The sequence below is a fragment of the Halorhodospira sp. 9622 genome (assembly GCF_022228025.1).
GTDB lineage: Bacteria > Pseudomonadota > Gammaproteobacteria > Nitrococcales > Halorhodospiraceae > Halorhodospira > Halorhodospira halophila_A.
This window is the reverse complement of record NZ_JAJNRE010000014.1, coordinates 46,547-70,231: the sequence shown is the minus strand read 5'-3', so window position 1 is coordinate 70,231 and position 23,685 is coordinate 46,547. Positions and strand designations below refer to the sequence as shown.

Sequence of the window (23,685 nt, the reverse complement as noted above, 5' to 3'; positions counted from 1 at the left end):
CCGGTGCGGGTTGCTCTTGCAAACTAGTTACGCGGCGCTACGACCGTCCCCAAAATGTCACCAGTAGCAAGCTCGAACTCGATCTCGCTAAGGTCCCGACCGCTGCCACTGATCTCGTACGTTTCACATTCCAGACCCACGACGCGAAAATCATCTCCAGGGTCCTGTTCGATAAATAAGGCGCCGTTGCGTTCTATGACGCCCGCGCTCGACATCTCCCAGGTCGTGTCCTCGTTTTCGTCGTATTTAATAACGAAGGAGTCGCTGTTGCAGTCAACGTCGTTTGCCATCCTAACCTCACGGCTCATCCGCTGAAGCGCGTAATTCAGCTCCTCCCTCGCAGCAACTTCATCTTGGAAAAATGCTCGAGTTTCAAAGACAGAGGCCAAAGGTCGCGCTATCAAAACGGCCAATACGGATGACAGGGCAAGCACTATAACCAACTCCAGGAGGGTAAAACCCAAATCCTTTTTTTGGGTACCCACTCTAACAAGTGCTTGCTGTTCGTTTACGCTCATTGCTCTAATCTCGCGTAATATCGCATTTTTCGTATTAGTTTCCGCTTGGGCTCAGATCGCTCGGAACCCCGAAGTAAATTGGACCTAACTCAAAGCTTTCGGCGTCACTTCCAATCTTAAAAACTGTGTATTCATCTTCGCCTTTACAGGCGACGTTTGATCGATCATTTGCATCAACGCTGCCGCCACAATAACGATAGATATCAAGTTCATCTCCGGTTTCCGTCCCATCGTCGATATCACACGAGTCGAGAAAACCATCAATGTCATTTACAGTCTGGTTTAGATTTCCAGTGCATGTTCCGAGCGCGTCTGCCCCGGAGACCCGATAACACGCAAGAATGATTTCAGCACAGCCTTGTGCCTTGAGCGCAAAGCGATCTACTTCTTCGACATCGTCAAGAGACTGAAACAGCGGGTAGACCGCCGATAGTCCAGCCATCGCAAAGCTAAGCACTAAAATTGCGACTATGAGTTCCAGAAGGGTTAACCCCGACTGCTGGCTATGAACACTGCCCGTAATCTTAATCATTCGCGCCACACTCGCCGTTCGCCATCACACCCCTTGCCGTCATAAAACCGCTGGACTCGGCACTTATAGAAACCTCTATACAGGCTTCGTCATCCGATAGGGTGATCACCTGATCGTCGTCGGACGAGAGCTGTCCGAACGGGTACTCAAAAGAAAAAGCATCATCTCCGCTGATTTGAAAGCCGCCCCCCATACTATCTCGATTCAGATCTGGTATCGCGGAGCAATCATTGCTTTCAATTTTCCAGCCATCACCATCGAAACTGAAAGCGGGGTACTCGTCTCCGTCGCTCGGATCAACACCGCCGCAGCCCATCGCTGCTTGGCGCATAATTCTCAGATCGGAGACCAAACGACTCTCGATCTCCTCGAGCTCTAGCTGCTCCTGCGCCCCACCAAAGTTCGGCACAGCGATGGCGACGAGTACGCTCGCGATGATGAGAACAAGGGTGATTTCAACAAGCGTGACGCCCCGCTGCCGCCGGCGGAGGGCCGGGGCATGCGGAGCCGATGGAAGGCGCGGCACTTCGTTTTTCATGGTCTACCTCATTCCCCCCGGCTTGCCCGGGGGGCGGACTGTCTTTCCGCTGACGGGACTACGGCCCCCTAAAGGGCTTCGGTCCCCAACTGCCACATGGGCAGGAAGATGCCTGCGGCCAGGACCAACACCAGCAGGGCGATGAAGCCGATGACGAACGGCTCGATGTAGGAAGACAGCTTCTCCAGGTCCGCCTCGACCTCGCGCTCGTAGAAATCGGCCACCTGATCCATCATGTCTGCCACCTGGCCAGTCTCCTCGCCCACGGCTAGCATCTGAAGCACCAGGGGGGTGAACAGCCCGCTGCGCACCGACACCTGGTGGAGGCTCTCGCCCTGCTCGATGCCGTCGCGCAGCGTCCGAATGCCCCTTCCGATATAGGCGTTATCCGTGGCTTCTGCCACGGAGTCCATCGCCTGCAGCAACGGCACGCCGGAGCGCACGGCCATCGAGAAGGTCCGGCCGAAGCGGGCGAGCAGCGCCAGCTGCAGGATCTTGCCGATCCCCGGCAAGCGGAGCTTGAATCGGTCCCAGAGGTAGCGGCCGTTTTCCGAGCGCAGGTAGGCCCGTGCGGCGAAGTAGGCCCCAACGGCCCCGATGAGCAGGTAGAGCCACTGCTCCTCCATGAACTCGGAGGTGGTGATCAGCGCGACCGTGGCCGTGGGAAGATCCGCCCCCATCTGCTCGAAGATGTCGCTGAAGGCGGGGATGACGAAGATGTTAACGACCACCAGGGCGATGGCGATGGCGATGAAGACAAAGGTGGGGTAGCGCAGCGCCTGCTTGACCCGCTGCCGGGTGACACGCTCCTGCTCCAGGTTCTCGGCCATGCGATTGAGCGACTCCTCCAGCTGGCCGGAGTCCTCGCCGACGCGCACCATAGCAATGAGCAGGGTCGGGAAGATGTCGTCGTGCCGCCCCATGGCCTGGCTGAGCGACTGGCCGCTCTCCAGGCTGGCGGCGATCTCCTCCAGCGCCCGGTTCAGGCGCTTGTTGCTGCCGCTCTCCGCCAGCCCGCGCAGGCAGCGGATGATGGGCACCCCGGCGTGGAGCAGCGCGCTGAGCTGGCGGACGAACGTAACCAGCTCCTCGAGCGTGACCTTCTGCCCGATATTGTACTGCTCAAGCAGCTCGGTGAGGTCCATGTTGAGGCCACTGCCGCCGCCCCCGTCACCGCCGGCGGCTTCCACCGCGATCGGGGTCACGCCGCGTGAGAGCACCTCGTCAATGGCGCCGTCGCGGTTCGGGGCCTCGATACGGCCCTGGATCTCGCGGCCGTCCTGTGCGCGGCCCCGGTACCGGAAATTCGGCATGCCCCCTCCCGATCAGTCCCCTGCAGTGGTCTCCGAGGGCCGCGCCTGGGGCGCGGCCCCCGTCCCGGCGGCGCTGCTCGCCCCGTGGGCGTTCTCCTCGGCGGCCTGCACCTGAACCGCCCGGTTCTCGTCGCGCATGGTGCTCTCGTCCATCTCGCCGAGCACGCGGAAGACCTCCTCGAGGGTGGTCACCCCCTGCTGTGCGTAGTCCAGGGCGACATGGCTCATGGGCCGGTACCCCGGGTCCGCAGCGCAGGCGGCGGCAAAACCCGACTGGTCGCCCTGGCGCAGGGCCTCGATCATGTCGGCGTTAAGTTCCAGCAGCTCGAACACGCCGATCCGCCCGCTGTAGCCGGTCTGACTGCAGGAGGGACACCCCCGCCCGTGGTAGAGCTGGACCCGGCTGGCGTCCTCGCCAAAGACGCTCTGCAGCCAGGCGTGCTCCTGATCGTTGGGCGTGTAGGGCTGCCGGCACTTGGTGCAGATCCGGCGCAGCAGGCGCTGGGCCAGGATGGCGCGCAGCGCGGCGACGAGCATGTACGGCTCAGCGCCCATGTCCAGCAGGCGGTTGGCGGTGGAGACGGCGTCGTTGGTGTGCAGGGTGGAGAAGACCAGGTGGCCGGTGATCGCCGCCCGCATGCCGATGTCCACGGTCTCCTCGTCACGCATCTCACCGACCATGACGATATCCGGGTCCTGGCGCAGGGTCGTGCGTAGCACCCGTGCGAAGGTCAGGCCGATGCTCTCGCGGACCTGGACCTGGTTGATCCGCGGCACCCGATACTCCACCGGGTCCTCGACGGTGATGATCTTGACGCCGGGCCGGTTGATCTCCGACAGCGCCCCGTAGAGCGTCGTCGACTTGCCGGAACCGGTCGGCCCGGTGACCAGGACCATGCCGTACGGCATGTGGATCAGCCGCCGCAGGCGCTGGAGCAGGTCCTCCGGCATGCCGGTTTCACCCAGGGAGCTCACGCCGCCGGTCTGGTCGAGCAGGCGCATGACCACGCCCTCACCGTGCTGCAGCGGCAGCGTGGACAGGCGGACGTCGATGCTGCGGCCGTGGACGCGGACCTGGAAGCGGCCATCTTGGGGCAGGCGCCGCTCGGTGATGTTCAGCCCGCACATGAGCTTTAGCAGCGAGACGAGCGCGGCGTGGATGTTCTGCTGGCGGAAGATCTGCTCCTGAAGGACGCCGTCGCGCCGGGTGCGGATGCGCAGCGAGCGCTCCTCGGGCTCGATGTGGATGTCCGAGGCCCCCACCTGGACCGCGTCCTCGAACAGCGACTGGAGCAGGCGCACCACTGGCGCGCTGGCGCCGCCCTCGCCCACCGGCAGTGTGGAGAGGTCGATGTCATCGGCGCTGCTGAACTCGCGGCCGAGCTCCTCGGCGATGTTGCTGATCTCTTCAGTACGGCGGTAGACGAGGTTGATCAGCTCGCGGACCGAGGACTCCCGGGCCACCGCCACCCGGACCGGCTTGTGCAGCACCCGCTGGAGTTCGTCGTAGGCGATCAGGTCGCTCGGGTCGGCCATGGCGACGAGGAAGTCTTGCGCCGTCTCCTCAAGCAGGAGGGCTGCAAAACGCCGGGCGTAGTTCTCCGGCAGCTGGCCGGAGACATCCGCGTCCAGGAAGTAGTCGTTGGGATTGACCCAGGGCACCTCGAGCTGCTCGGAGAGCACTCGCAGGATCTGATCCTCGCTGACGAACTCCAGGTCGATGAGCTGCCGGCCGAGCTTTTCACCGCTCTGGCGCTGTTGTTCGAGGGCGGTCTGCAGCTGTTTCTGGCTGATCAGACCCTGCTCAACGAGCAGATCCCCTAGGCGGATCTTCCTGCGCAGCATGGCGCCCTCCTGCCGCTACGATTCGGCGTCGGTTTCCGTTTCCAGCGCTTCGAGGCGCGAACGTGCGTGCCCCGCCACCTCGTCGCGATCCGGGCCGGCATCCACCACCGCCTGCCAGGCCGCCCGTGCGCGGTCCGTGCGCCCCGCGGCGTCGGCGGTCACGGCCACGCCCAGCTGCCAGCGCAGGTTCACGGGCTCGTGCTCGAGCAGTTCCTCGTAAAGCGCCAGCGCCTGCTCGTGCTGCCCGACGCTGCGGTGCATCCCGGCCAGCTGCGCCTCAACGCTGCCCGGCGGGCGGTCTGCGGCCTCGCGCACCTGCTCCAGCGCCGCGATGGCTGACCCGGGGTCGCCCAGTTCGTGGGCCAGAGCGGCGTAGAAGCGCGCCATGGCCTGATCCCCGGGCGCGATCTCAATCCCCGCCCGGAGCACCTCGCGGGCGCGCTCCTGCCGGCCGCTCGCGACAAGGATGCGTGCATACCCCTGCCGCGCCACGTGCTGCTCCGGATCCAGATCCAGGGCGCGGCGGTAGGTACGAGCGGCGTCGTAGACCTCCCCGGCCTGCAGGTGCTCCCGGGCTTGATCGACCAGCACCCGCGCCCGCTCGCCGGGGTTGCGCTCGGTGGGGCGGCGACTGAACGCGCCCGCTTGTTCCTCCGCTTCGACGTCCGCTTCGGCGCCCCCTTCGGATACAGCCTCGTCCAGCTCGGCCGCTGCGCCTTCGTCTGCGGTGCGGGCCGCGCCGTCCGGGGCGTCCTCAACCAGCGCGTCGAGCTCGTCCTCGGGGATTTCGTCAGCCAGCTCCTCGATGAACCCAGCCTCGGCCGGGTCCAACCCCTCTGCCGGGGCGGGAACCGCCGCGCTCTCCGCCAGGACCGCGCTGGCGCCGGCGAGGCCGAACACCGCGGCGGTAAGCCGGGCGCCCCGGCGGCGCATCCGCCGCTTGCTATTGAAGCCTGTAGAACTCATCGAGGCGCTCCATCTGGCTGTCGACTTCGCCGCTCCAGGCCCCTTCTTCCACCAGGCGCGGGCGGAGCAGGATGACCAATTCGTACTTGCTCGTGCGCTGCTCCTCCTGCGTAAAGAACCAGCCCAGCAAGGGGATACTGCCGAGCAGCGGCACCTGCGAGGTCACCTGCCGGTCGCGCTCCTCGATGAGACCGCCAATGACCACCACGTCGCCATCCCGGGCCCGGACGATGGCGTCCGATTGCCGGACATCAATCCGGGCGAGGTCGAAGGAGATGTCCTCGGTATCGCCACCATCTCCGGTCGGGCGACTGACGCTGCGCGTCACCTGGTCCACATCGGTGACCGCCGGCTGGACGTGCAGGGTGATCCACCCCTCCTCGGTGATGTTGGGGGTGACGTCGAGGGAGATCCCCGAGAAGAAGGGCTCGAACTCCGGATCCACCTCGGTCAGCGCCTGGTTGTCGCTGATTCGGGTATCGATGTCCACGTCGGTCTGGAAGTAGGCGTCGGTCCCGACCTTGATCAGCGCTTTCTGATTGTTCAGCGTCGACACCCGCGGCGAAGAGAGGACCTGCAGGTCGCCCTGCTGATCCAGGGCCCGCAGTAGGCCGTCGAAGCCGCGCGTATCGCGCGCAACATCGATTCCGAAGTTGTCATCGGCATCCAGCCCGAAACCTGAGCCGGGCGAGACACCGATATTCAGGTTCTCTCCGCTCATGCGCCCGACGAACCCCCAATCGATCCCGGCCTGGAACTCGTCGCGGAGTTCCACCTCCAGGATCCGCGCCTCGAGCACCACCTGGCGATTGAGGCTGGTCTGCAGGCGGTCCATGAACCGCTCCACCTGGCCCAGGGTGCTCGGCTTGGCGCGCACCACCAGCGAGCCGGCCTCGGGGCTGGCCACCACCGAGGCACCCTCCTCTTCCTCGTCGGCGATCATCCGCTCGATCACCGACTCGATGTCCGCCCAGAGCTTGGAATGCGACCGGGTGCGCAGCTGGCTGCCGGCGACGTCATCGTCATCATCAGTGATGTCCCCGGCCGAGATGCGCGTGCCCGAGTCGCCCTCGCGGTCGACGTTGAGGTAGTCGAGGTTGAACATCCGCGACTCGAGGCGCGCCGGCAGGACCAGATAGGCGACCTGGGTACGCTGGTACTCGTAGCCGTAGGACTCGCGCAGGGTATCCATCACCTCGGGGACCGAGACGTCGTCCAGGCTCAGCGAGATCTCGCCCTCCACCTCCGGATGGACGACGACGTTATACGGGGTGTCCTCGACCAGGCCGTGGAAGAAGGCCCGCGCGGGAACCTCGTCGGCGGTGATGTCGAAGCGCGGCTCCTCGGCCTGGAGGTCGAGCGGATGGATCGGTGGTGCCGCGGAGAGCGCGGCCTCGATCTCTTCCGGCACCGCCTCACCGTCATCGGCCTGGGGTTCGCTGCGATCCTGTGGATCGAGGCGCTCCTGGGCCTGCTGGCTGCGTTCCGCGGCGCGCTCCTCGTCGTCATGCACGCTGGTGCTGGCACATCCGGTGATCAACACCAGGGTGGCGGCGACCGGGGCCGCGTGGCGAAGAAGGTTCCCTGCGCTCATTTGGCTTTCTCTCCTGGCAAATCCCTGGGCAGGCGCCGGGTCTTCTCGACCCCGTGATCGACCACCGGCACGTAGTGCCGCCCGTCCTCGTAATCCACATCGGCGCCGTGGCGACGCGTGCCGAACAGATCGGCCTCGCCCACGGCCTGGCCGGGCACGTACCAGGCATCGCGGAAGAACGCCGCCGATCCGTTCACCTCCGGGTGATACGTTCCGCTCTGGATGACCATGCGCAGATCCTCGTGGACCGGCGTGGCCGGCTCCTCCTGCGCGCCCGCGGGGGCGCCGGGCATCTGCACACGGTCGCGCAGGTGCGGCGGGAGCTGACCCGGCGTCATCGCCGGCGGCTGGGTCGGATCGAACGGCCCGGCCGTCGCCGCGGTTGTGCCGGCGCCGAGGATGACAAGCCCCAGCACCGACCCGGCGAGCCTAGAGATCCAGCCAGGCCTCGTGCCCGCTGAGCGTGTGCAGGCGGACTTCCACCCGCCCGAGCGGGTACTCTTCGACCTCATAGGTCAGCTCCTCCCACGCAAACTGCCACTGCAGGTTCTCCACGTCCTCGAGCAACCGGAGCGTGGCGTCGTAGTCGCCCTCGAAGATCATCCGCACCGGGTGCCGATACGCCTTCAGCGTCTCGCCATTCTCATCTTCGGCCTCCATGGCCACTTCGGCGGGCAGGCGCTCGAACGCCCGCAGTTCGGTATCGTCGCGGCGCGCCAGCAGTGCCTCGAGCACGCCGCGCATGTCACCGGGCTCGATGAAATCGGGCATGTCCTCAGCCATCCGGCGCTGAACCGCCTCGAGCTCTTCCTCCAGCGAGGCGATCTCCCGCTCGATGGCCTCGTCGGGGTCGGCGTCGCGCTCGGCTTCCAGCTCCTCGATCTGCGCCCGCAGCTGCGGGATCTGGTTCTCGGCGTTCTCCGCCGAACTCCGCGCCTGTTCCAGCGCCTGACGCTGCGGCTCATGGAGGTAGAAGTACCAGAGCGCGGCGATCACCGCGAACAGCGCCACGCCGACCAGCACCCGCTCGCGGACGGTGCGCTGCCAGAGCGCCTGGTTCAGCCGATCCCATGCACCCGTGACCTGCGCCACCACCGGGCTGCGCGCCAGCGCCCTCTTCATGGCTCACCTCCCCGCTGCGCCGCTGCGTCGAAGCGGTAGGCCCGCATGCCGGCCGCCTCGCCGTTGCGACCGGTGACCCGGTCGAGCGCAAGGTGGTCGAAACTCCACCCCTGGAACTCACGCTGCATCCCGAGGTGCTCGAAGAACTGCGTGACTTCGGCGGCGTCCAGCGCGTACCCCTGGAACTCGCCCGCCTGCGGCGAGAAGTGCATGCGCGTCAGCCACAACGCCTCCTGCTCCTGGCGTCCCACCCCCTCGAGCGTCTCCGAGAAGCCGGCCATGGCTTCGGGGTGGATCCCGCGCAGCTCCTCCAGGAACTGTCGCTGCGTGCCGAGCTGCGCCTCCAGCGTATCCCGGCGCTCGACCAGGGCCTCCGAAGGCGCCAAGGCCTCTTCCACTTCCTGCTCCAGGGCCTGAACCTGCTCGAGCAGCGCCTCCTGCTCGGCCTCGACTTCGGCCAGACGGTCCTCGGCACCGCTCAGCACCCGCCCCTGGACCAGACTGACCACACCGAGGAGCACGGCCGCCGCAGCGGCATAACCGATGATCGAGGCCGGGGCTAGCGGGTCGAACTGCCGTACCGGCGGGTGGTAGAGCGAGACGTCGCTCTGGCTGGCGCGCGGCAGCGCGGCCCCGGCAGCGAGCAGGCAGTGGCCCTGGGTGGCGTCGTCGAGCCGCGTCGCCCCGTCCACCTGCGTCTCAAGCACCTGCTGGAGCTGGAGCCGGGCCACCGGTACGGGGAGCGACTGGCTCAGGTGCTCGAGCAGTTCGCCCAGCTCCGCCTGTCCACCAGCTGGGACCAGAAAGATCCGGTCAATCGGTTGCTGCGAAAGCTGCGAGTCGTGGTAGTCCAGCGTACGCTGCAGTTCCCGGAGCAGGGCCTGGACCGCCTCGTCGCCCTCCTCACGCAAGCGGCGCAGGCCGACCCCCTGGGAACGCGCCAGCACCAGCTGCCCGGCGCGGCTAAAGGTCATTACGGTGTCGTATTCGGCCAGGTGGACCATCAGCACCGGGTGCTCGGACGCCGGCACATGGGTAGCGATGTCGTGGAGCACGGTCTCCCGGCCAAGCACGGCGCGCGGCACGAGATCGGCGTACGCCACCAAATCCACCAGTTCCTGGACACGGCTGCGCCGGGCCACCATCGCCAGGGCCAGGCGATCCGGCTGCTGACGCCGGTTGGCGTACTGCCGCTGGCCGGCGACGGCCATATCAGAGACAGGCACCGAGGAGACATCGCGAAGGCGGAACCGCAGCGCCTGGTTCAGCTCGGCGTCGGGGATGCCCGGGGCATCCACCTGCTGGATCTCGTAGTCCTCGCCGTCGAGGACGATGTAGGCCGGATCCCCGCGCAAGCCGTGGGCCTCGACCATGGCGGCGAGGGTGTCGCCGACCTGCTCCGGCCCGCAGGTGCGCCGCTCGCAGCCGAGCAGCCGCTCACCATCGGGCGAGCACGCGGCCAACGTGACCTGCCCGGTGCGGAGAATCTGGACGCCAACCCGGGGGTCCTGCCTGCCGGAACGCAGGCGCGCCAACAGGCCACTGAGCCCGCTGCTGCGCGGCTCCTCTCCTCCCTGAACCAGCTGCTTTCCCTTCATGCGAGCATTCCTGCGCTGAATGGTGGCGCGCCTGAGCCAAAAATCCGACTAAGCTGGCGAGTAAATCTGAGGTTAACCCAGGTCACTGTGAGGGAAAAGCTCCGGGGCGGGGTTGTCTGCCGATTTGGACAGCTCAAATGGTCGCACCCCGCCTCCGCCCCGCGGCCGCCAACACCCCCGCCCCCGCCGTCAGCACCGCCAGCCCGCCGATGACCACACCCACCGGCACCCCCCAGTCGAGCAGCAGGCCCGTGGCCGGCGGCGAGAGCGCGGTGGCGAAGGACATGGCGGCGTGGGCCAGGGCGCGGATGCCGCCGAGATTGTGGATGCCGTAGAGCTCCGCCCAAAGGGCGTTGATGGCCGGGGCACCGACGCCGGCGGAGAGGCCGGCCAAGAGCATATAGACCGGCACCACCCAGGCCCCGGTGAACAGTGCAGCCAGCGTCAGGCCGGTGAGCAGCGGCAGCAGGGCCAGCGGCAGGGCGCGGCGGGCGGTGATCCGATCCACCCACGGCCCGCCGACGAGCAGCCCCACCACGTGGGCGGCGGCGAAACCGAGGAACGAGGCGGCCATCAGCTCCAGCGGCCAGCCCCGAGTATCAGCGATGTGGACCTGATGGAAGAAGAGGAAGGTCACCGCCGTGGGGGCCACCAGGACACCGGGCAGGTAGAGCCACATGCGCCGGTCGCGGAGCACCTCGCGCCGCCGCCAGCCGGCACCGGGGGGCTGCTCGTCGGCCAGGCGTTCGATGCGTCGGCGCCGGGTGCTGTGTCCGCGCAGCAGCACCAGCAGCGCCGGCAATCCGATGAAGAGCAGCAGCGCGGCCACCAGCAGCCACACCTGCTGCCACGCCAGGAAGGCCATCAGCACCACGGCACTGACCGGCAGCACCGCCTCGGCCGCCGGCAAGCCCAGGGCGGCCACGCCCAGGGCGCGGCCGCGCCGGGCGTCGAAGTAGCGCGCCATGCTGCTGAAGGCCATGTGGGTCATCAGCCCCTGGCCGCTGAGTCGCAGCAGCAGGAGTGCCAGCAGGAGAACGGCCGCGTGCTCCGCCACGCCCAGCAGCAACGCCCCGGCGGCCAGGCCGATTACGGTGGCGGCGGCGAAGACGCGCAGGTCGATACGATCCAGCGCCCGGCCCAGCCAGACCACCGCCGCGGCACTGCCCAGGGTGGCGATGCCGTAGTAGAGGCCGAAGCCACCGTGGCCCAGATCGAAGGTGGTGCGGATCGGCTCGCTGAACAGCGAGACGAAGAAGGTCTGCCCGAAGCCGGAGAGGGCCGCGGCCAGCAGACCGAATCCGAGGAAGCGGCGGTTCTCAACAACGAACCGCAGGTATTCGGATCCGGCTGACACGGCCGCGATGCCTTCCTCCGTTCAGGCGGTTGCGTAGGCCCCTTGCCGGAGCCGGGCGCCGTTCAGCGCCCGGTCGGCTTCTGCGGGTCTGCCGGTTCACCGTCGATGGCCGGCTCCTCGCCGTCAGCCAGGTGCATCGCCATGCGCGGCGCGTACCACAGCGACGGCAGCAGGATCAGCGACACCGGCACGGCGGTGACCACGATGAACGACTGCAGCGCGGTGATGCTGCCCTCGCCCATGAGCATGAGGATCATCGCCATCACGCCGAGCACCAGACCCCAGAAGACGCGCAGCCAGGTGGCCGGCTCGTCGCCCTCGCTCATGGTCAGCGAGATGGTGTAGGTCATCGAGTCCGAGGTGGTGGCCACGAAGATGGTGGTCAGCACCAGGAAGAGGACGGCGATGATCGCACCGAAGGGCAGCTGCTGAGCGATGGCCATCATCGCCGCAGGCAGCCCGGCCTCATGGTACGGCTCGGAGACGGCGCCGGGCGTGGCCAGCTCGAAGGCGATCCCGGAGCCGCCGACGATGGCGAACCAGAAGCAGGTGGCCACCGGGGCGAGCACCGACATGGCCAGCACGATCTGGCGGATGGTGCGCCCGCGCGAGATCCGGGCGACGAAGATCGCCATCAGCGGCCCGTAGCCCATGAACCAGCCCCAGAAGAAGACGGTCCACCAGTCCAGCCAGGCCGGATCCTCGCGGAAGGTGGCCATGGGCACCAGGTTGTCCACGTAGGCGCCCATACCCTGGACGAAGCCGTCGATGATGAACGCCGTGGGGCCGAAGAGCAGGATAAAGGCGGCCAGGAACAGCGCCAGCATCACGTTGAAGCGGCTGAGCATGCGGATGCCGCGGTTCAGGCCGGTGATCGCCGAGAACAGGTAGATGGGGATCACCGCCAGCAGCACCGCCGCCGGCAGCCACACGCTATCCGGCAGCCCGAAGAGATCGCTCAGCCCGTAGGCCACCTGCAGCCCGAGGAAGCCGAGCGGCCCCACCGTACCGGCCACCACGGCGATCACGCAGAAGGTGTCGACGATCGCCCCCGGCGTGCCGTGCATGATGCGCTCGCCAAAGAGCGGGTAGAGCAGCGTGCGCGGCTTGAGCGGCCAGCCCCGGTGGTAGTGGAGCTGCATGAGCATGCCGCCGGTCAGCGCGCCGAGGATCGACCAGGCCAGGAAGCCCCAGTGCATGAAGCTCTGCGCCAGCGCGGGGACGGCCGCCCCCTCCTCGCCGCCCTCGATGCCCAGCTCGGCGGCGAACAGCGGCGCCGGATCCATGAAGTGGGCGATGGGCTCGGCGGCCGCCCAGAACACGCCGCCGCCGGCGAGCAGCGTGGCCATGATCATGGCCAGCCAGGAGAAGTTGCTGTAATCCGGCTGGTCGTTGCCGACCCGCAGCCGGCCCAGCGGGCTGAAGGCCATGACCAGGGCGATCAGGAAGGTGGCGAGCATCAGCAGCTGCCAGTACGCGCCGAAGTACTGCGTGGCGTAACCGAAGGTGGTGTCCACCGCGGCGCTCAGCCAGTCCAGATCCAGCGCCGCCATGGCGATGAAGGCCAGGACGAAGCCACCCGAGAGCACCATCACGGTGCGCTCGTTGCCGCGAATCTCGCGTTCGGGCACAGCCTGGCGGTTACCCGCCGTTTCGGGTTGGGACATGGGGAATCAGGCTCCGTTTCGTCGTGCGAAGGGCCACGACCACCCCGCCTGCACGGGCTCGGACGCACAAAACTGGGGCAGCCCCGGGGGAAAGGCGCTGAACGGTACCGCTTCGATTGCACAATTTCAAGGCACCAGCCCCAGGGAAACCGGGCCTTTGGCCACCGAGAGCGGCGCCACACGGGGTTCTCGGGCGCCCCGGGCCCTGCACCACCGTCAGCCGCGGCCGGTGCCGCCCCGGCGGACCCACTCGAGCACACGCACGAGTTCGTCGCGGTCGAGGGGCTTCGTCAGGGTGGCATCACTGCCCTGGCGGGCGCAGTCCTCCCAGACCTGCTCCACGGCGTGGGCGGTGCACATCACCACCGGCGTGCGGGACCAGCCGCGCTGCGCCTCACGCTCGCGCAGGATCCCGAGGGCCTGGCACCCATCCATGCCGGGCATCTGGACGTCCAGCAGGAGCAGATCGGGGCGCTCCCGCTCCCACTGCGCAACCACCGCCTCGCCGTCTTCGACCACCGTGACCCGGCACGTCTGCTGCTCCAGAAGGGTTCGGATCAACAGGGCGTTGGTTGGCTCGTCCTCGGCCACCAGCACCTGCAGCGGCGCGTCCGTCGCGGCTCCCTTGGCCGTCGGGGCTGCGGCCGGCGCAGCGTCACCATCCGCCGGGGGCTCCGTTGCCGGCAGACGGGCGGTGAAGTGGAAGGTCGCCCCGGCCCCCGGGGTGCTCTGCACCCCGAGCTCACCGCCCATCAGGCGAACCAGCTCCTTGCAGATGGTCAGTCCCAGCCCGCTGCCCTCCTGCCGGCGGAAGACATCGTCGCCCTGGGTGAAGGCGCGGAAGATGCGCTGCTGATCCGTCTCGGAGATCCCCGGCCCGGTGTCGGTAACCGCCACCAGCAGCCGGTCATCGCCGTCCGCCGGGGCCACGGTGATGGTCACACTGCCCTGCTCGGTGAACTTGATGGCGTTATTCGCCAGGTTGTAGAGCACCTGACCGAAGCGTACGGCGTCCCCCTCGACCCACTCCGGGACCGCCGGGTCGACGGTCAGCGTCAGCGCCAGCCCCTGCTCGGCGGCCAGGGCCTCCAGCAGCTTGCTCTCGTCGGCCAGGTAGGCGCGCAGCTCGAACGGCTCGCGCTCGAGCCGGAGTTCGCCGGCCTCGAGCCGCGACAGGCTGAGCAGGGTGTCCACCAGCCCGAGCAGGGTCTGGCTGGCGGTGCGGCACAGCTCCACGTAGCGGCGCTGTTCGTCGTCGAGCCGGGTATCCTCGAGCAGCCCGGTGAAGCCAACCACGGCGTTGAGCGGCGTGCGCAGGTCGTGGCTGACCGCAGCGAGGAAGGTGCTGCGGTCTCGGTCCGCCTGCTTGCGCGCCCGCTCAAGCTCCATGCGTTCGGTGATGTCGTACAGCGCGCCCTGGAAGACCTGGCGCCCGTTGGCCGGCAGCTCCACCATCTGCCAGATATCCCGGACCCAGCGGGTGGAGCCATCCCGGTGGCGGATCCGATAGCGCAGATCCCCCACCCGTTCCCCCCGGCTCCGGATGGCGGCGTCCTCGACATCGACGCGTTCGCGGTCATCCGGGTGGATCAGATCCGACCAACGGCTCGTCCGATCCAGCAGGTAGGCGCGGTCGTAGCCGGTGATCGACTCCACGGCCCCGCTAAGCAGAAGAATCCGGCAGTCCTCCGGATCGATCTGATAGGCAATCCCCAGAAAGCCCTCGAGGAAGCGGCGGTAGCGCTCCTCACTCTTGCGCAGCGCGTGCTCGGTCTCTTTCTGTTCGGTCAGCTCGCGGATGATGGTCGAACAGCGCTGCGCCTCACCGTGCTCATCCCTGTGGACGATCAGCGTCTGCAGCACCGGGATCGAGCGGCCGTCCTCCACGCAGAGCACCGCAGTCTCGCCCTGCCAGACCCCGTCGCGCCGCGCCGCCGGAAGCCCCTCATCGAGGACGCGCCGGGTCGCCCACTCCGGGTGCGAATCGGCGATGCGCTGCTCCAAGGGCTTGTCCGGGCGCGGCTCGCCCATGATCCGGCGCATGGCCGGGTTTCGGTAAAGCTCGCAGCCACCGCGCAGGTCCGCAACGCCGACCAGCTCGGGGGCGGCCTCGACCATCTCCAGCAGCTCCGCCGGCGCGATGTTGTGTCCGCCGATGCCGCGCTCCACGCCCCCACCATTGCCACTGGCCATCCGAGACTCCGCTTGCTCAAAGCATTCAAAGGTACCACGCCCCGGGGCCCACCCGGCGCCGGCGGCCCCGCGCGGGTCAGTCGTCCGCTTCGATCAGGTGCACGTCCACACGCCGGTTGCGGGCGCGCTGCTCGGGGGTGTCGTTGGGCTCCAGCGGCCGCGTCTCGCCGTGGCCCTGGGCGATCAGCCGTTCCGGCGTGATCCCCGCGTCCTTGAACACGTGCACCACCGAGATCGCCCGGGCGGTGGAGAGCTCAAAGTTGGAGCGAAAGCGGTCGCTGCGGATGGGGATGTCGTCGGTGTGTCCGGTCACCCGGATCAACCCCGGGGTATCCGACAGCACGCCGGCGACCCGCTCGAGCACCGGCACGAAGGGGTCGCTGATCTCCTTGCTGCCCAGCGCGAAGGCGGCCCGCTCGGGGAAGCGCAGTAGTACGCCGTCCTCGCCCTCGCCCAGCTCCACCTCGCCGGCGGCGAGTTCCTCGGCCAGGGCGTCCTGCAGCGCCTCGAGGATCTCCGCCGTCTCGTCGTACTCCGGATCCGAAGGCGGCAGGTCATCCCGGACCTCCTGCTCCGGGGTCGGTGCCGGCCCCTCCAGGTCGACCACCGTCGGCGCGGCCTGCGGCGTGTCCTCCTGCACCACCGCGGGCCCGAGGACCTGGCGCAGGGACTCGGCGAGCTGCTGGTAGCGTTCGTTGTCGATCACCGACATGCTGTAGAGCATGACGAAGAAGACCACCAGCACCGCCATGAGGTCGGCGAAGGTGGTCATCCAGGCGGGCGAGCCGCGCGCGGTGGCCTTGCTGCGGTATCTCATCCCTGGTTCCCGGAACCCTCCGCGGCCGTCTGCCCGGCGGGGGCGGCCACGGCCCCGCGCTGGCTCGGCGGCAGGTAGTTGGACAGCACCTCGTCGATCAGCCGCGAGTTGTAGCGCTTGTGGATGCAGGTCACGGCGTCGATGATCAGCAGGTTGTTGGTGTACTCCCGCTGCGCCCGGACCTCCAGGTTGTCGGCGATGGGCAGGGCGACGAGCTGGGCGAACAGCGCGCCGTAGAGGGTGGTCAGCAGCGCCACGGCCATCCCCGGCCCGATGGCCTCCGGGTCCTCCAGGTTGCCGAGCATCTGCACCAGCCCGACCAGGGTGCCGATCATGCCGAAGGCCGGGGCCTGCTCGCCCATGCTGCGGAAGATACGCTGCCCCTCCTCGTGGCGCTGCATGGACAGCTCCAGCTCCTCGCGCAGGATGCGCTGCACCAGCTCCGGCTCGACGCCGTCCACCGTCAGGTCCAGCGCCTTGCGGAAGAAGGGGTTGTCGACCTCGGCGTCCTCCAGGACCAGGAAGCCGTGCTTGCGGACCTGAGTGGCCAGCTCCTTGGTCTGGGCGATGAGCGCGGCGGGGTCGTCCTGACGCCGTTTGAAGGCCTGGCTGGCTACCTGCACCGAGTTGATGACTTGTTGGAGCGAGAACTTGATCAGCGTCGCCGAGAAGGTGCCGCCGAAGACGATGAGCACCGCCGGCAGGTAGAGGAACTGTGCCGCATCGCCGCTGGCGGCGATGGCCGTGACGATGATGGTGATGCCGACCAGCAGCCCGCCGAGGGTCGCTTTATCCAAAATTCGCCTCCAAGGTGTGCGCCACCGTGCGCTGCGACGGCTAACAGGCGGTTAACGCCCTATTCTGCCGCGCTGCCCGTCCACGTCCACCCCTGCGGCGGCGCAGCGGCTGCGCCGTTGGCGCGCCGTAGGCCGCAGCGCGGGGCGCGCGTGCGCTCCGCAGGCCTTGTCACGCCCGCCGCTGTCGCCAACACTACGCCGGCCCCACACACAGACCCGACAACCGCGATCGATGCCGTACCTGCTCCTGGTCACCCTGCTCTGGGCCTTCTCGTTCAGCCTGATTGGCGAGTACCTCTCCGGGCAGGTGGATGACGACTTCGCGGTGCTGAGCCGCGTGGCGCTGGCCGCGCTGGTCTTCCTGCCCCTGGCGCGTTTTCGCGGCCTGTCGCCGTCGCTCGCCGGCGGGCTGATGCTCCTCGGCGCCCTGCAGTTCGGGGTGACCTACCTGTGCCTCTACCGCTCCTTCGCCTATCTGACGGTGCCGGAGGTGCTGCTGTTCACCATCACCACGCCGCTGTACGTCGCCCTGCTCGACGATGCACTGCACCGACGCTTCGCGCCGGTGGCGCTGCTCGCCGCGGGTCTGGCGGTGATCGGCGCCGGGGTGATCCGCTACGACGGCATCACCGATGAGTTCCTGCTCGGCTTCCTGCTGCTGCAGGTGGCCAACGCCGCCTTCGCCGCCGGACAGGTGGGCTACAAGCACCTGCTGCTGCGCCACCCCATCGACACCCCGGCCTACCGGGTCTTCTTCTACTTCTTCCTGGGCGCGCTGCTGGTCGCCGCCCCGAGCTTCGCCCTGTTCGGCGACCCGAGCCTGATGCCCGACAGTGGGCTGCAGTGGGGCGTGCTGCTCTGGCTGGGCCTGGCGGCCTCGGGGCTGGGCCTCTATCTGTGGAATCAGGGGGCCCGCGTGGTGGACGGTGGCACGCTGGCAGTGATGAACAACCTGCTGGTCCCCGCCGGCTTGCTGGTCAACCTGCTGCTCTGGGACGCGGACGCCGATCTGCTGCGGCTGGCCATTGGTGGGGGCATCATCGTCGCCGCGCTGTGGATCAACGCACGCTTCTCGCGCTACGCCGTGCTCGGCGCCGGGAGACCAACATGATCCATGCGCTCCGCCGGCGACGGGCGCTGCACGTGGCGCTCGCGCTGGTTTTGTTGGCCGCCCTGGCCGGCTGCGCCCCGGTCTACCAGGCCCCGGAGACGCCGCAGCAGCCCCCCCGCCTGCCAGCCAACGAGGGCCCCCTGGCCGAGTGGCTGCGTGAGGTGCCAGCGGCCCGCGAGGGAGCCACCGGCTTCCAGATGCTGACCAGTGGCCTGGACGCCTACCAGTGGCGGGCACACAGCGCACGCCTCGCCGAGGAGCGGCTCTATCTGCAGTACTACATCTGGCGCAACGACGAGGCCGGCCGACTGCTGCTCGCCGAACTGCTCCATGCTGCCGAACGCGGCGTGCAGGTGGCCCTGCTGCTCGACGACATGGACATCCGCGGCGACGACCGCGCCCTGGCCGCCCTGGATCAACACCCGAACGCCGAGGTCCGGCTGTTCAATCCGTACCGCTCTCGGGCCGGTGCCCTGCGCGCCGGCGTGGAGCTGCTGCTGCGCGCCAGCGACCTCAACCACCGCATGCACAACAAGGCGTGGATCGCCGATGGCCGGCTGGCCATCGTAGGCGGGCGCAACATCTCCAACGCCTACTTCTACACCGGCGAGCCGTTCAACTTCATGGACATCGACCTGGCCATGGCCGGCCCCCTGGCCCACCGGGCCGAGCGCGCCTTTACGGATTACTGGAACAGCCCGGCGGCGATCCCCATCGCCCAGCTCCAACGCGGCCGCTCCGGCGCTGAACCGCTCGAGCAGCTCCAGGAGGAGCTGCGCGCCTGGCACCGCGCGCGCACCGATCACCCGCTGTATCGGCCCGCGCCGAGCAGCGCCCCCGTGGCGACGTTGCTGAAGACCGAAGCCTACACCTGGACCCGCGACGCCGAGCTGGCCGTGGACAACCCGAGCAAGGCGCTGGGCCACAGCGGCGAGCCGAGCACCCGGGCGGTACTCAACGCCCTGGGCGAGCGCTTTGCCGCGCTCGAGGAGCGCGTGACGCTCGCCTCGCCCTACTTCGTGCCCGGCGCCGAGGGCACGGCGGGCCTAACCGACCTGGCGCAGCGCAGCGTGGCGGTCTCGGTGCTCACCAACTCGCTGGCCGCCACCGATGTGGCCCTGGCCCACAGCGGCTACGCCCGCCGCCGCCACGCCCTGCTGGAGGCTGGCGTGGCGCTCTACGAGCTGCGCCCCAGCGCCTGGCAGCACTACCAGGCCGACGCTGCCTTCGGCCTGGGCGCCTCGCGGGCGAGCCTGCACACCAAGGGGGCGGTCTTCGACGGCGACGAGATCTTCCTGGGGTCGTTCAATCTCGATCCGCGCTCGGCGCACATCAACACCGAGCTCGGCGTCTTCGTCCGCGACTCCGAAATGGCCACGGCGCTGGAGACCATCTTCGAGCAGGCCACCGACCCGCGCTTCGCCTACCGGGTGCGCCTCTCCGAGCGCGGGGCCCTGCGCTGGGAGGACGACACCAGCACGTACCGGCGCGACCCCAAGGCGGGATGGTGGCGGCGCTTCGTGGCCGGTTTCGCGCGCCTGCTGCCCATCGAGTCGCAGCTTTAGCCGCCGGCCCCGGGCCCTCGCGCCCTGCTTCCCTTTCGACGGTTGCGGTTTTGCACCCCGGTGTGCTTAATTGAACGGAACTGCTTACAAAGAGGTCGCCCGACGTGCGTGCGCAAGGACTGCCGCCCGCCGAGTCCCCTTCCGCGCCCTTTATCGTGGGCGTTGCGGCCTCGGCCGGGGGGCTGGACCCCCTCCGCGGCCTGCTCCGCGAGCTCCCGGGCGATCTGGGTCTGAGCATCGTCATCGCCCAGCACCTCTCCCCCCACCACCGAAGCATCCTCACCGACCTGCTCAGCCGCGAGACCGCGCTCAGCGTCCACACCGCCGAAGACGGCGATCAGCTGGCCCCGGACACCGTTTACGTCACCCCGGCCAATAAGGACATCACCATCTCCAGGGGGCGCATTCAGCTCACCGAGCCCCCGGACCCGGTGCGACCGAAGCCCTCGGCGGACCGCCTCTTCCACTCCATGGCCGAGGCGTACCACGAGCTGTGCGCCGGGGTGGTCCTGTCGGGCACCGGTACCGACGGCGCCGCCGGCACCCGCGCCATCAAGGCCGCCGGCGGTGCGGTGTTTGCCCAGGAGCCGGCCAGCGCCGCCTACGACGGCATGCCGCGGGCCGCGCTGCAGACCGGGTGCGCGGACAGCGTGCCGGACAGCCGCGGGCTGGCCGAGCGCCTGGCGCGCCTGGCCCGCGGCGAGCCGGCCGACGACCGGGAGCCGGCGCTCGGCGACGCCCTGGAGCGCATCGGCCAGCGCGTCTACCGCGAGCGCCAGATGGACCTCGGTGCCTACCGGGAGGCCACGGTGCAGCGCCGGCTGCAGCGACGGCTGGTGGCCACCGGGGCACGGGACGCCGCGCACTACGAGCAGCTGCTCCAGACGGACCCGGGCGAGGTGGACCGGCTGATCCGCGAGCTGCTCATCTCAGTGACCGCCTTCTTCCGGGACCGCGAGGCGTTCCAGGCTCTGGAAACCGTCATCGGCGAGCTGGCCCGGCAGCGCTCCGAGGACGCCGAGCTGCGCATCTGGGTACCCGGCTGCGCCACCGGCGAGGAGGCCTACTCCATCGCCATCCTGGTCCAGGAGGCCCTGGCGCAGCACGAGATCACGGGCCCGGTTCAGATCTTCGCCACGGACCTCGACGAGGAGGCGCTGACCGAGGCCCGCAGCGGGATCTACCCCGCCGGGGCGGTGGCCGACCTGCCCGGCGCCTGGCTTGAGCGCTACTTCGTGCGCGAGGGCGATCGGGTGCGCGCCGCCAAGCCGCTGCGCGACATGATGGTGTTCGCCCGGCAGGACCTGCTCAACGACCCGCCCTTCACCCGCCTGGATCTGATCAGCTGCCGCAACCTGCTGATCTACCTGCGCCCCGATACGCAGAAACGGATCCTGGAGCTGTTCCACTACGGGCTGCGCCCGGTCGGGCACCTGTTCCTGGGGCGGGCCGAGGGGATCAGCGGGCGGGAATACCTCTACACCGCCATCGACGGGGCGCAGCGGCTCTACCGCAAGCGCAACGATGTCCGTGCCACCCCACCGAAGTTCGGCAACGGCGGCCCAGCCCCGGAGCGCAGCAGCCCCCCACCGCCGGCCGCGTCCAGGCGCACGCAGATGGATCAGCGCATCGCCGAGGGGCTGCAGGAGCTCTTCGCGCCGGAGCACGTCGTGGTCACCGCCGCCGGGACGGTGCTGCGCAGCCGCGGTGCGGGCAACTACATGCACTTGCCCGACGGCGACGCCAGCCTGAGCGTCCAGGCCCTGATCCGCGAGGAGCTGCGCTCGGAACTGATCACCCTGCTCAATCGCTGCCACCGCGAGGGCCACCCGCAGATGGGCACCGCCCTGCGCCTGCGCCCGGAGCTTGAGTGGGTGCGCCTGCGGATCACCCCGCTGCCGGCGGCCACCGACGAGGGCTCGGTCTGCTACCTGATCCTCTTCGAGCGCGGTGCCTACGAGGAGCCGCCGCCGGAGATCGCCGAGAGCGACGAGCGGACGCAGCGGACCGTCGACACCCTGCGCGGCGAGTTGACGGCCACGCGGGAGCACCTGAGCGTCGTCACCGAGGAGCTGGAACGGGCCAATGAGGAGCTGCAGTCGACCAATGAGGAGCTGCAGTCCTCCAACGAGGAACTCCAGTCGACCAACGAAGAGCTGGAGACGAGCAACGAGGAGCTGCAGTCCACCAACGAAGAGCTGACCACCGTCAACGAGGAGCTGAACCGGCGCAGCGAGGAACTCAGCGAGGCGTACGACGACCTCGCCTCGGTGATGGACAGCCTCAGCGAGGGGCTGGTGGTCTTCGACGCCCACGCACGGATCAAGCGCTTCAACGCCGCGGCGCAGTCCCTGCTGGAGCTGCAGGAGGACTGGCTGGAGCAGCCGGTGAGCATCCTCTCCGGGCAGCTCGGGCTCTACGACTGGGGCGACCGCGTCCAGCGGGTCCTGCGCGAGGGCGACACGCTGGAGGAGTGGCTGGATTGCCAGGGGGAGCACCACCTGCTGCGGCTGCTGCCCTACTGGAGCCGCGCCAGCCGGCTGCAGGGCTGCATCCTGCTGCTGGTCAACTACACCAGCGTCGTGCGCGCCGAGACCCAGGTCCGCCTCCAGGCCCAGGCCCTCGATGCGACTTCCGAGGGCGTGGTCGTCGCCGATGCCCAGGTCCCCGGGCTGCCGGTGACCTACTGCAACCGATCGTTCAAGACCCTCACCGGCTACGAGCCGGAAGAGGCCATCGGCCACAACTGCCGCTTCCTGCAGGGGCCGGACACGGACCCCGCGGACGTGGACACCCTGCGCGCGGCCCTCTCCCGCCAGGAGCCGGTAAGCGTAGTCCTGACCAACTACCGCAAGGACGGCTCCCCGTTCCGCAATTACCTGCGTATCGACCCGGTCCGCAACGCCGCCGGGACGGTGACCCACTTCATCGGCATCCAGGGCGACGTCACCCGTCAGGAGGCCTACCAGTCGGAACTCCTCGCCGCCAAGGCGGAGGCCGAGCAGGCCAGCCAGGCGAAGACGGAGTTCCTCTCCTCGATGAGCCACGAGCTGCGCACGCCGCTCAACGCCATCGTCGGCTTTACGCAGCTGCTCGCCGAGCACTCGGAGCCCTCCGCCGAGTCGCGGCAGCGCTACTACGGCGACATCCTCAGGGCGGGCTGGTACCTGCGGGATCTGATCAACGATGTCCTGGATCTGGCGCGGATCGAGGCCGGGGAGATGCACGTCGCGCCCACCGCCGTGCAGCTGTGTAGCGTGGCGGAGGACTGCCTGGCGGTGTGCAGCGGGGACGCCAGCGAGCACCGGATCGCCCTGACCGCCGAGGTCCCGGACGATCTCTGGGTGCAGGCCGACCCCATGCGACTGAAGCAGATCCTGCTCAATCTGCTCACCAACGGCATCAAATACAATCGCCCCGGCGGCACCGTGCACCTCGATGCCCGCCCGGAGGCGGACGGCGACGCGGTCTCCGTGGTGGTCAGCGACAGCGGCATCGGCATCCCGCCGGAGAAGCGCGAACGGCTCTTCCTGCCCTTCGACCGGCTGGACCAGGACCGCGGTACCATCGAGGGGACGGGCATCGGCCTGCTGATCGCCCAGCGCCTGGCGACATTCATGGCGGGGACCCTTGCGCTGCTGGACTCCAGCCCCGAGCGGGGCAGCCGCTTCCAGCTGCGCCTGCCCGCGGCGGACCCGCCGACCGAAGAGGCCGCCAGGCCGTCCCGTGCGGCGGAGTCGCCCATGGCGGACCATCCCCCTATCCGACCGGTGCGCATCCTCTACGTGGAGGACCAGTTCCTCAATCGCCTGCTCGTGCGCGGTCTGATCGACAACCGCAGCGACGCCGAACTCACCGAGGCGGAGGACGGCGCCTCGGCGCTGGGCATCGCGGCGGAGCAGGCCTTCGATCTGATCCTGCTCGACCTGCACCTGCCGGACATGGACGGCTTCCAGGTCATGGAGTCACTGCGTGGGCAGGGGATCGCTCCGGCGGTGCCGGTGGTCGCGGTCAGCGCCGACGCCCTGCCCGCCCAGCGTGAGCGCGCCGCGGAGCTGGGCTTCAGCGATTACCTGGTCAAGCCGTTCCGGATCCAGGATCTCGAGCGGCTGATCCGGACGGTCGGCGCGGGGTTCGCCGACGAGGCCTGAG

General features: G+C 68.5%; 18 protein-coding genes. 3 read left to right on the top strand and 15 right to left on the bottom strand.

Translation table 11 applies throughout. From position 1 onward, the window contains the following. Positions 1-23 precede the first annotated feature (23 nt). The 15 genes from LRG07_RS09285 to LRG07_RS09215 all read right to left on the bottom strand — a co-directional run bounded on the left by LRG07_RS09285 (position 24) and on the right by LRG07_RS09215 (position 16,857). Positions 24-518: a prepilin-type N-terminal cleavage/methylation domain-containing protein gene (locus tag LRG07_RS09285; RefSeq protein ID WP_238642218.1), complete on the bottom strand. Its 495-nt coding sequence runs from the start codon at positions 516-518 to the stop codon at positions 24-26. Between the two features lie 34 nt (positions 519-552). Continuing rightward, complete coding sequence (locus LRG07_RS09280; RefSeq protein ID WP_238642217.1) at positions 553-1,050, bottom strand: prepilin-type N-terminal cleavage/methylation domain-containing protein; 498 nt, start codon at positions 1,048-1,050, stop codon at positions 553-555. Continuing rightward, positions 1,043-1,588, bottom strand: a complete 546-nt coding sequence (locus tag LRG07_RS09275; protein WP_238642216.1) for a Tfp pilus assembly protein FimT/FimU — start codon at positions 1,586-1,588, stop codon at positions 1,043-1,045. The genes LRG07_RS09280 and LRG07_RS09275 overlap by 8 nt, the downstream gene beginning before the upstream one ends. 68 nt (positions 1,589-1,656) lie before the next feature. Further along, entirely contained in the window at positions 1,657-2,901 is a 1,245-nt protein-coding gene (locus LRG07_RS09270; RefSeq protein ID WP_238642215.1) for a type II secretion system F family protein, read from the bottom strand. Positions 2,902-2,913: 12 nt separating this feature from the next. Further along, positions 2,914-4,746 (bottom strand): GspE/PulE family protein, encoded by a 1,833-nt coding sequence (locus LRG07_RS09265; RefSeq protein WP_238642214.1) that lies wholly within the window; start codon positions 4,744-4,746, stop codon positions 2,914-2,916. 15 nt (positions 4,747-4,761) lie between these two features. Next, the gene (locus LRG07_RS09260) at positions 4,762-5,712 is read right to left on the bottom strand and encodes a lipopolysaccharide assembly protein LapB (RefSeq protein WP_238642213.1); all 951 of its coding nucleotides are present in this window, start codon (positions 5,710-5,712) and stop codon (positions 4,762-4,764) included. After that, positions 5,690-7,306 (bottom strand): pilus (MSHA type) biogenesis protein MshL, encoded by a 1,617-nt coding sequence (mshL, locus tag LRG07_RS09255; RefSeq protein WP_238642212.1) that lies wholly within the window; start codon positions 7,304-7,306, stop codon positions 5,690-5,692. The genes LRG07_RS09260 and mshL overlap by 23 nt, the downstream gene beginning before the upstream one ends. Further along, entirely contained in the window at positions 7,303-7,722 is a 420-nt protein-coding gene (locus LRG07_RS09250; protein WP_238633163.1) for a hypothetical protein, read from the bottom strand. The genes mshL and LRG07_RS09250 overlap by 4 nt, the downstream gene beginning before the upstream one ends. Before the next feature lie 13 nt (positions 7,723-7,735). Beyond that, positions 7,736-8,428, bottom strand: coding sequence for a type II secretion system protein GspM (gene gspM / locus LRG07_RS09245; RefSeq protein ID WP_238642211.1), 693 nt, complete (start codon positions 8,426-8,428; stop codon positions 7,736-7,738). After that, entirely contained in the window at positions 8,425-10,026 is a 1,602-nt protein-coding gene (locus tag LRG07_RS09240) for a pilus assembly protein PilM (RefSeq protein ID WP_238642210.1), read from the bottom strand. Before LRG07_RS09240 ends, gspM begins: the two co-directional genes overlap by 4 nt. 133 nt (positions 10,027-10,159) lie before the next feature. After that, positions 10,160-11,383 carry an MFS transporter gene (locus LRG07_RS09235; RefSeq protein ID WP_238642209.1) on the bottom strand — a complete coding sequence of 408 codons (1,224 nt, stop codon included), beginning with the start codon at positions 11,381-11,383 and terminating at the stop codon, positions 10,160-10,162. A 62-nt stretch (positions 11,384-11,445) separates the two neighbouring features. After that, on the bottom strand, positions 11,446-13,050 hold the full coding sequence (locus LRG07_RS09230) for a BCCT family transporter (protein WP_238642208.1): 1,605 nt from the start codon (positions 13,048-13,050) through the stop codon (positions 11,446-11,448). Positions 13,051-13,266: 216 nt separating this feature from the next. Then, entirely contained in the window at positions 13,267-15,243 is a 1,977-nt protein-coding gene (locus LRG07_RS09225) for an ATP-binding protein (protein ID WP_238642207.1), read from the bottom strand. Positions 15,244-15,319: 76 nt separating this feature from the next. After that, positions 15,320-16,060, bottom strand: a complete 741-nt coding sequence (locus LRG07_RS09220) for a flagellar motor protein MotB (RefSeq protein ID WP_201169270.1) — start codon at positions 16,058-16,060, stop codon at positions 15,320-15,322. Continuing rightward, positions 16,057-16,857, bottom strand: a complete 801-nt coding sequence (locus LRG07_RS09215; RefSeq protein ID WP_238642206.1) for a MotA/TolQ/ExbB proton channel family protein — start codon at positions 16,855-16,857, stop codon at positions 16,057-16,059. The genes LRG07_RS09220 and LRG07_RS09215 overlap by 4 nt, the downstream gene beginning before the upstream one ends. A gap of 232 nt (positions 16,858-17,089) precedes the next feature. On the opposite strand from LRG07_RS09215, the gene LRG07_RS09210 reads away from it, so the two are divergent. The 3 genes from LRG07_RS09210 to LRG07_RS09200 all read left to right on the top strand — a co-directional run bounded on the left by LRG07_RS09210 (position 17,090) and on the right by LRG07_RS09200 (position 23,684). Then, positions 17,090-17,968, top strand: coding sequence for a carboxylate/amino acid/amine transporter (locus tag LRG07_RS09210; protein WP_238642205.1), 879 nt, complete (start codon positions 17,090-17,092; stop codon positions 17,966-17,968). Further along, positions 17,965-19,533 carry a phospholipase D family protein gene (locus LRG07_RS09205; protein WP_238642204.1) on the top strand — a complete coding sequence of 523 codons (1,569 nt, stop codon included), beginning with the start codon at positions 17,965-17,967 and terminating at the stop codon, positions 19,531-19,533. The genes LRG07_RS09210 and LRG07_RS09205 overlap by 4 nt, the downstream gene beginning before the upstream one ends. Positions 19,534-19,637: 104 nt before the next feature. After that, positions 19,638-23,684, top strand: a complete 4,047-nt coding sequence (locus LRG07_RS09200) for a chemotaxis protein CheB (RefSeq protein ID WP_238642203.1) — start codon at positions 19,638-19,640, stop codon at positions 23,682-23,684. The last annotated feature ends 1 nt before the right edge of the window (position 23,685 follow it).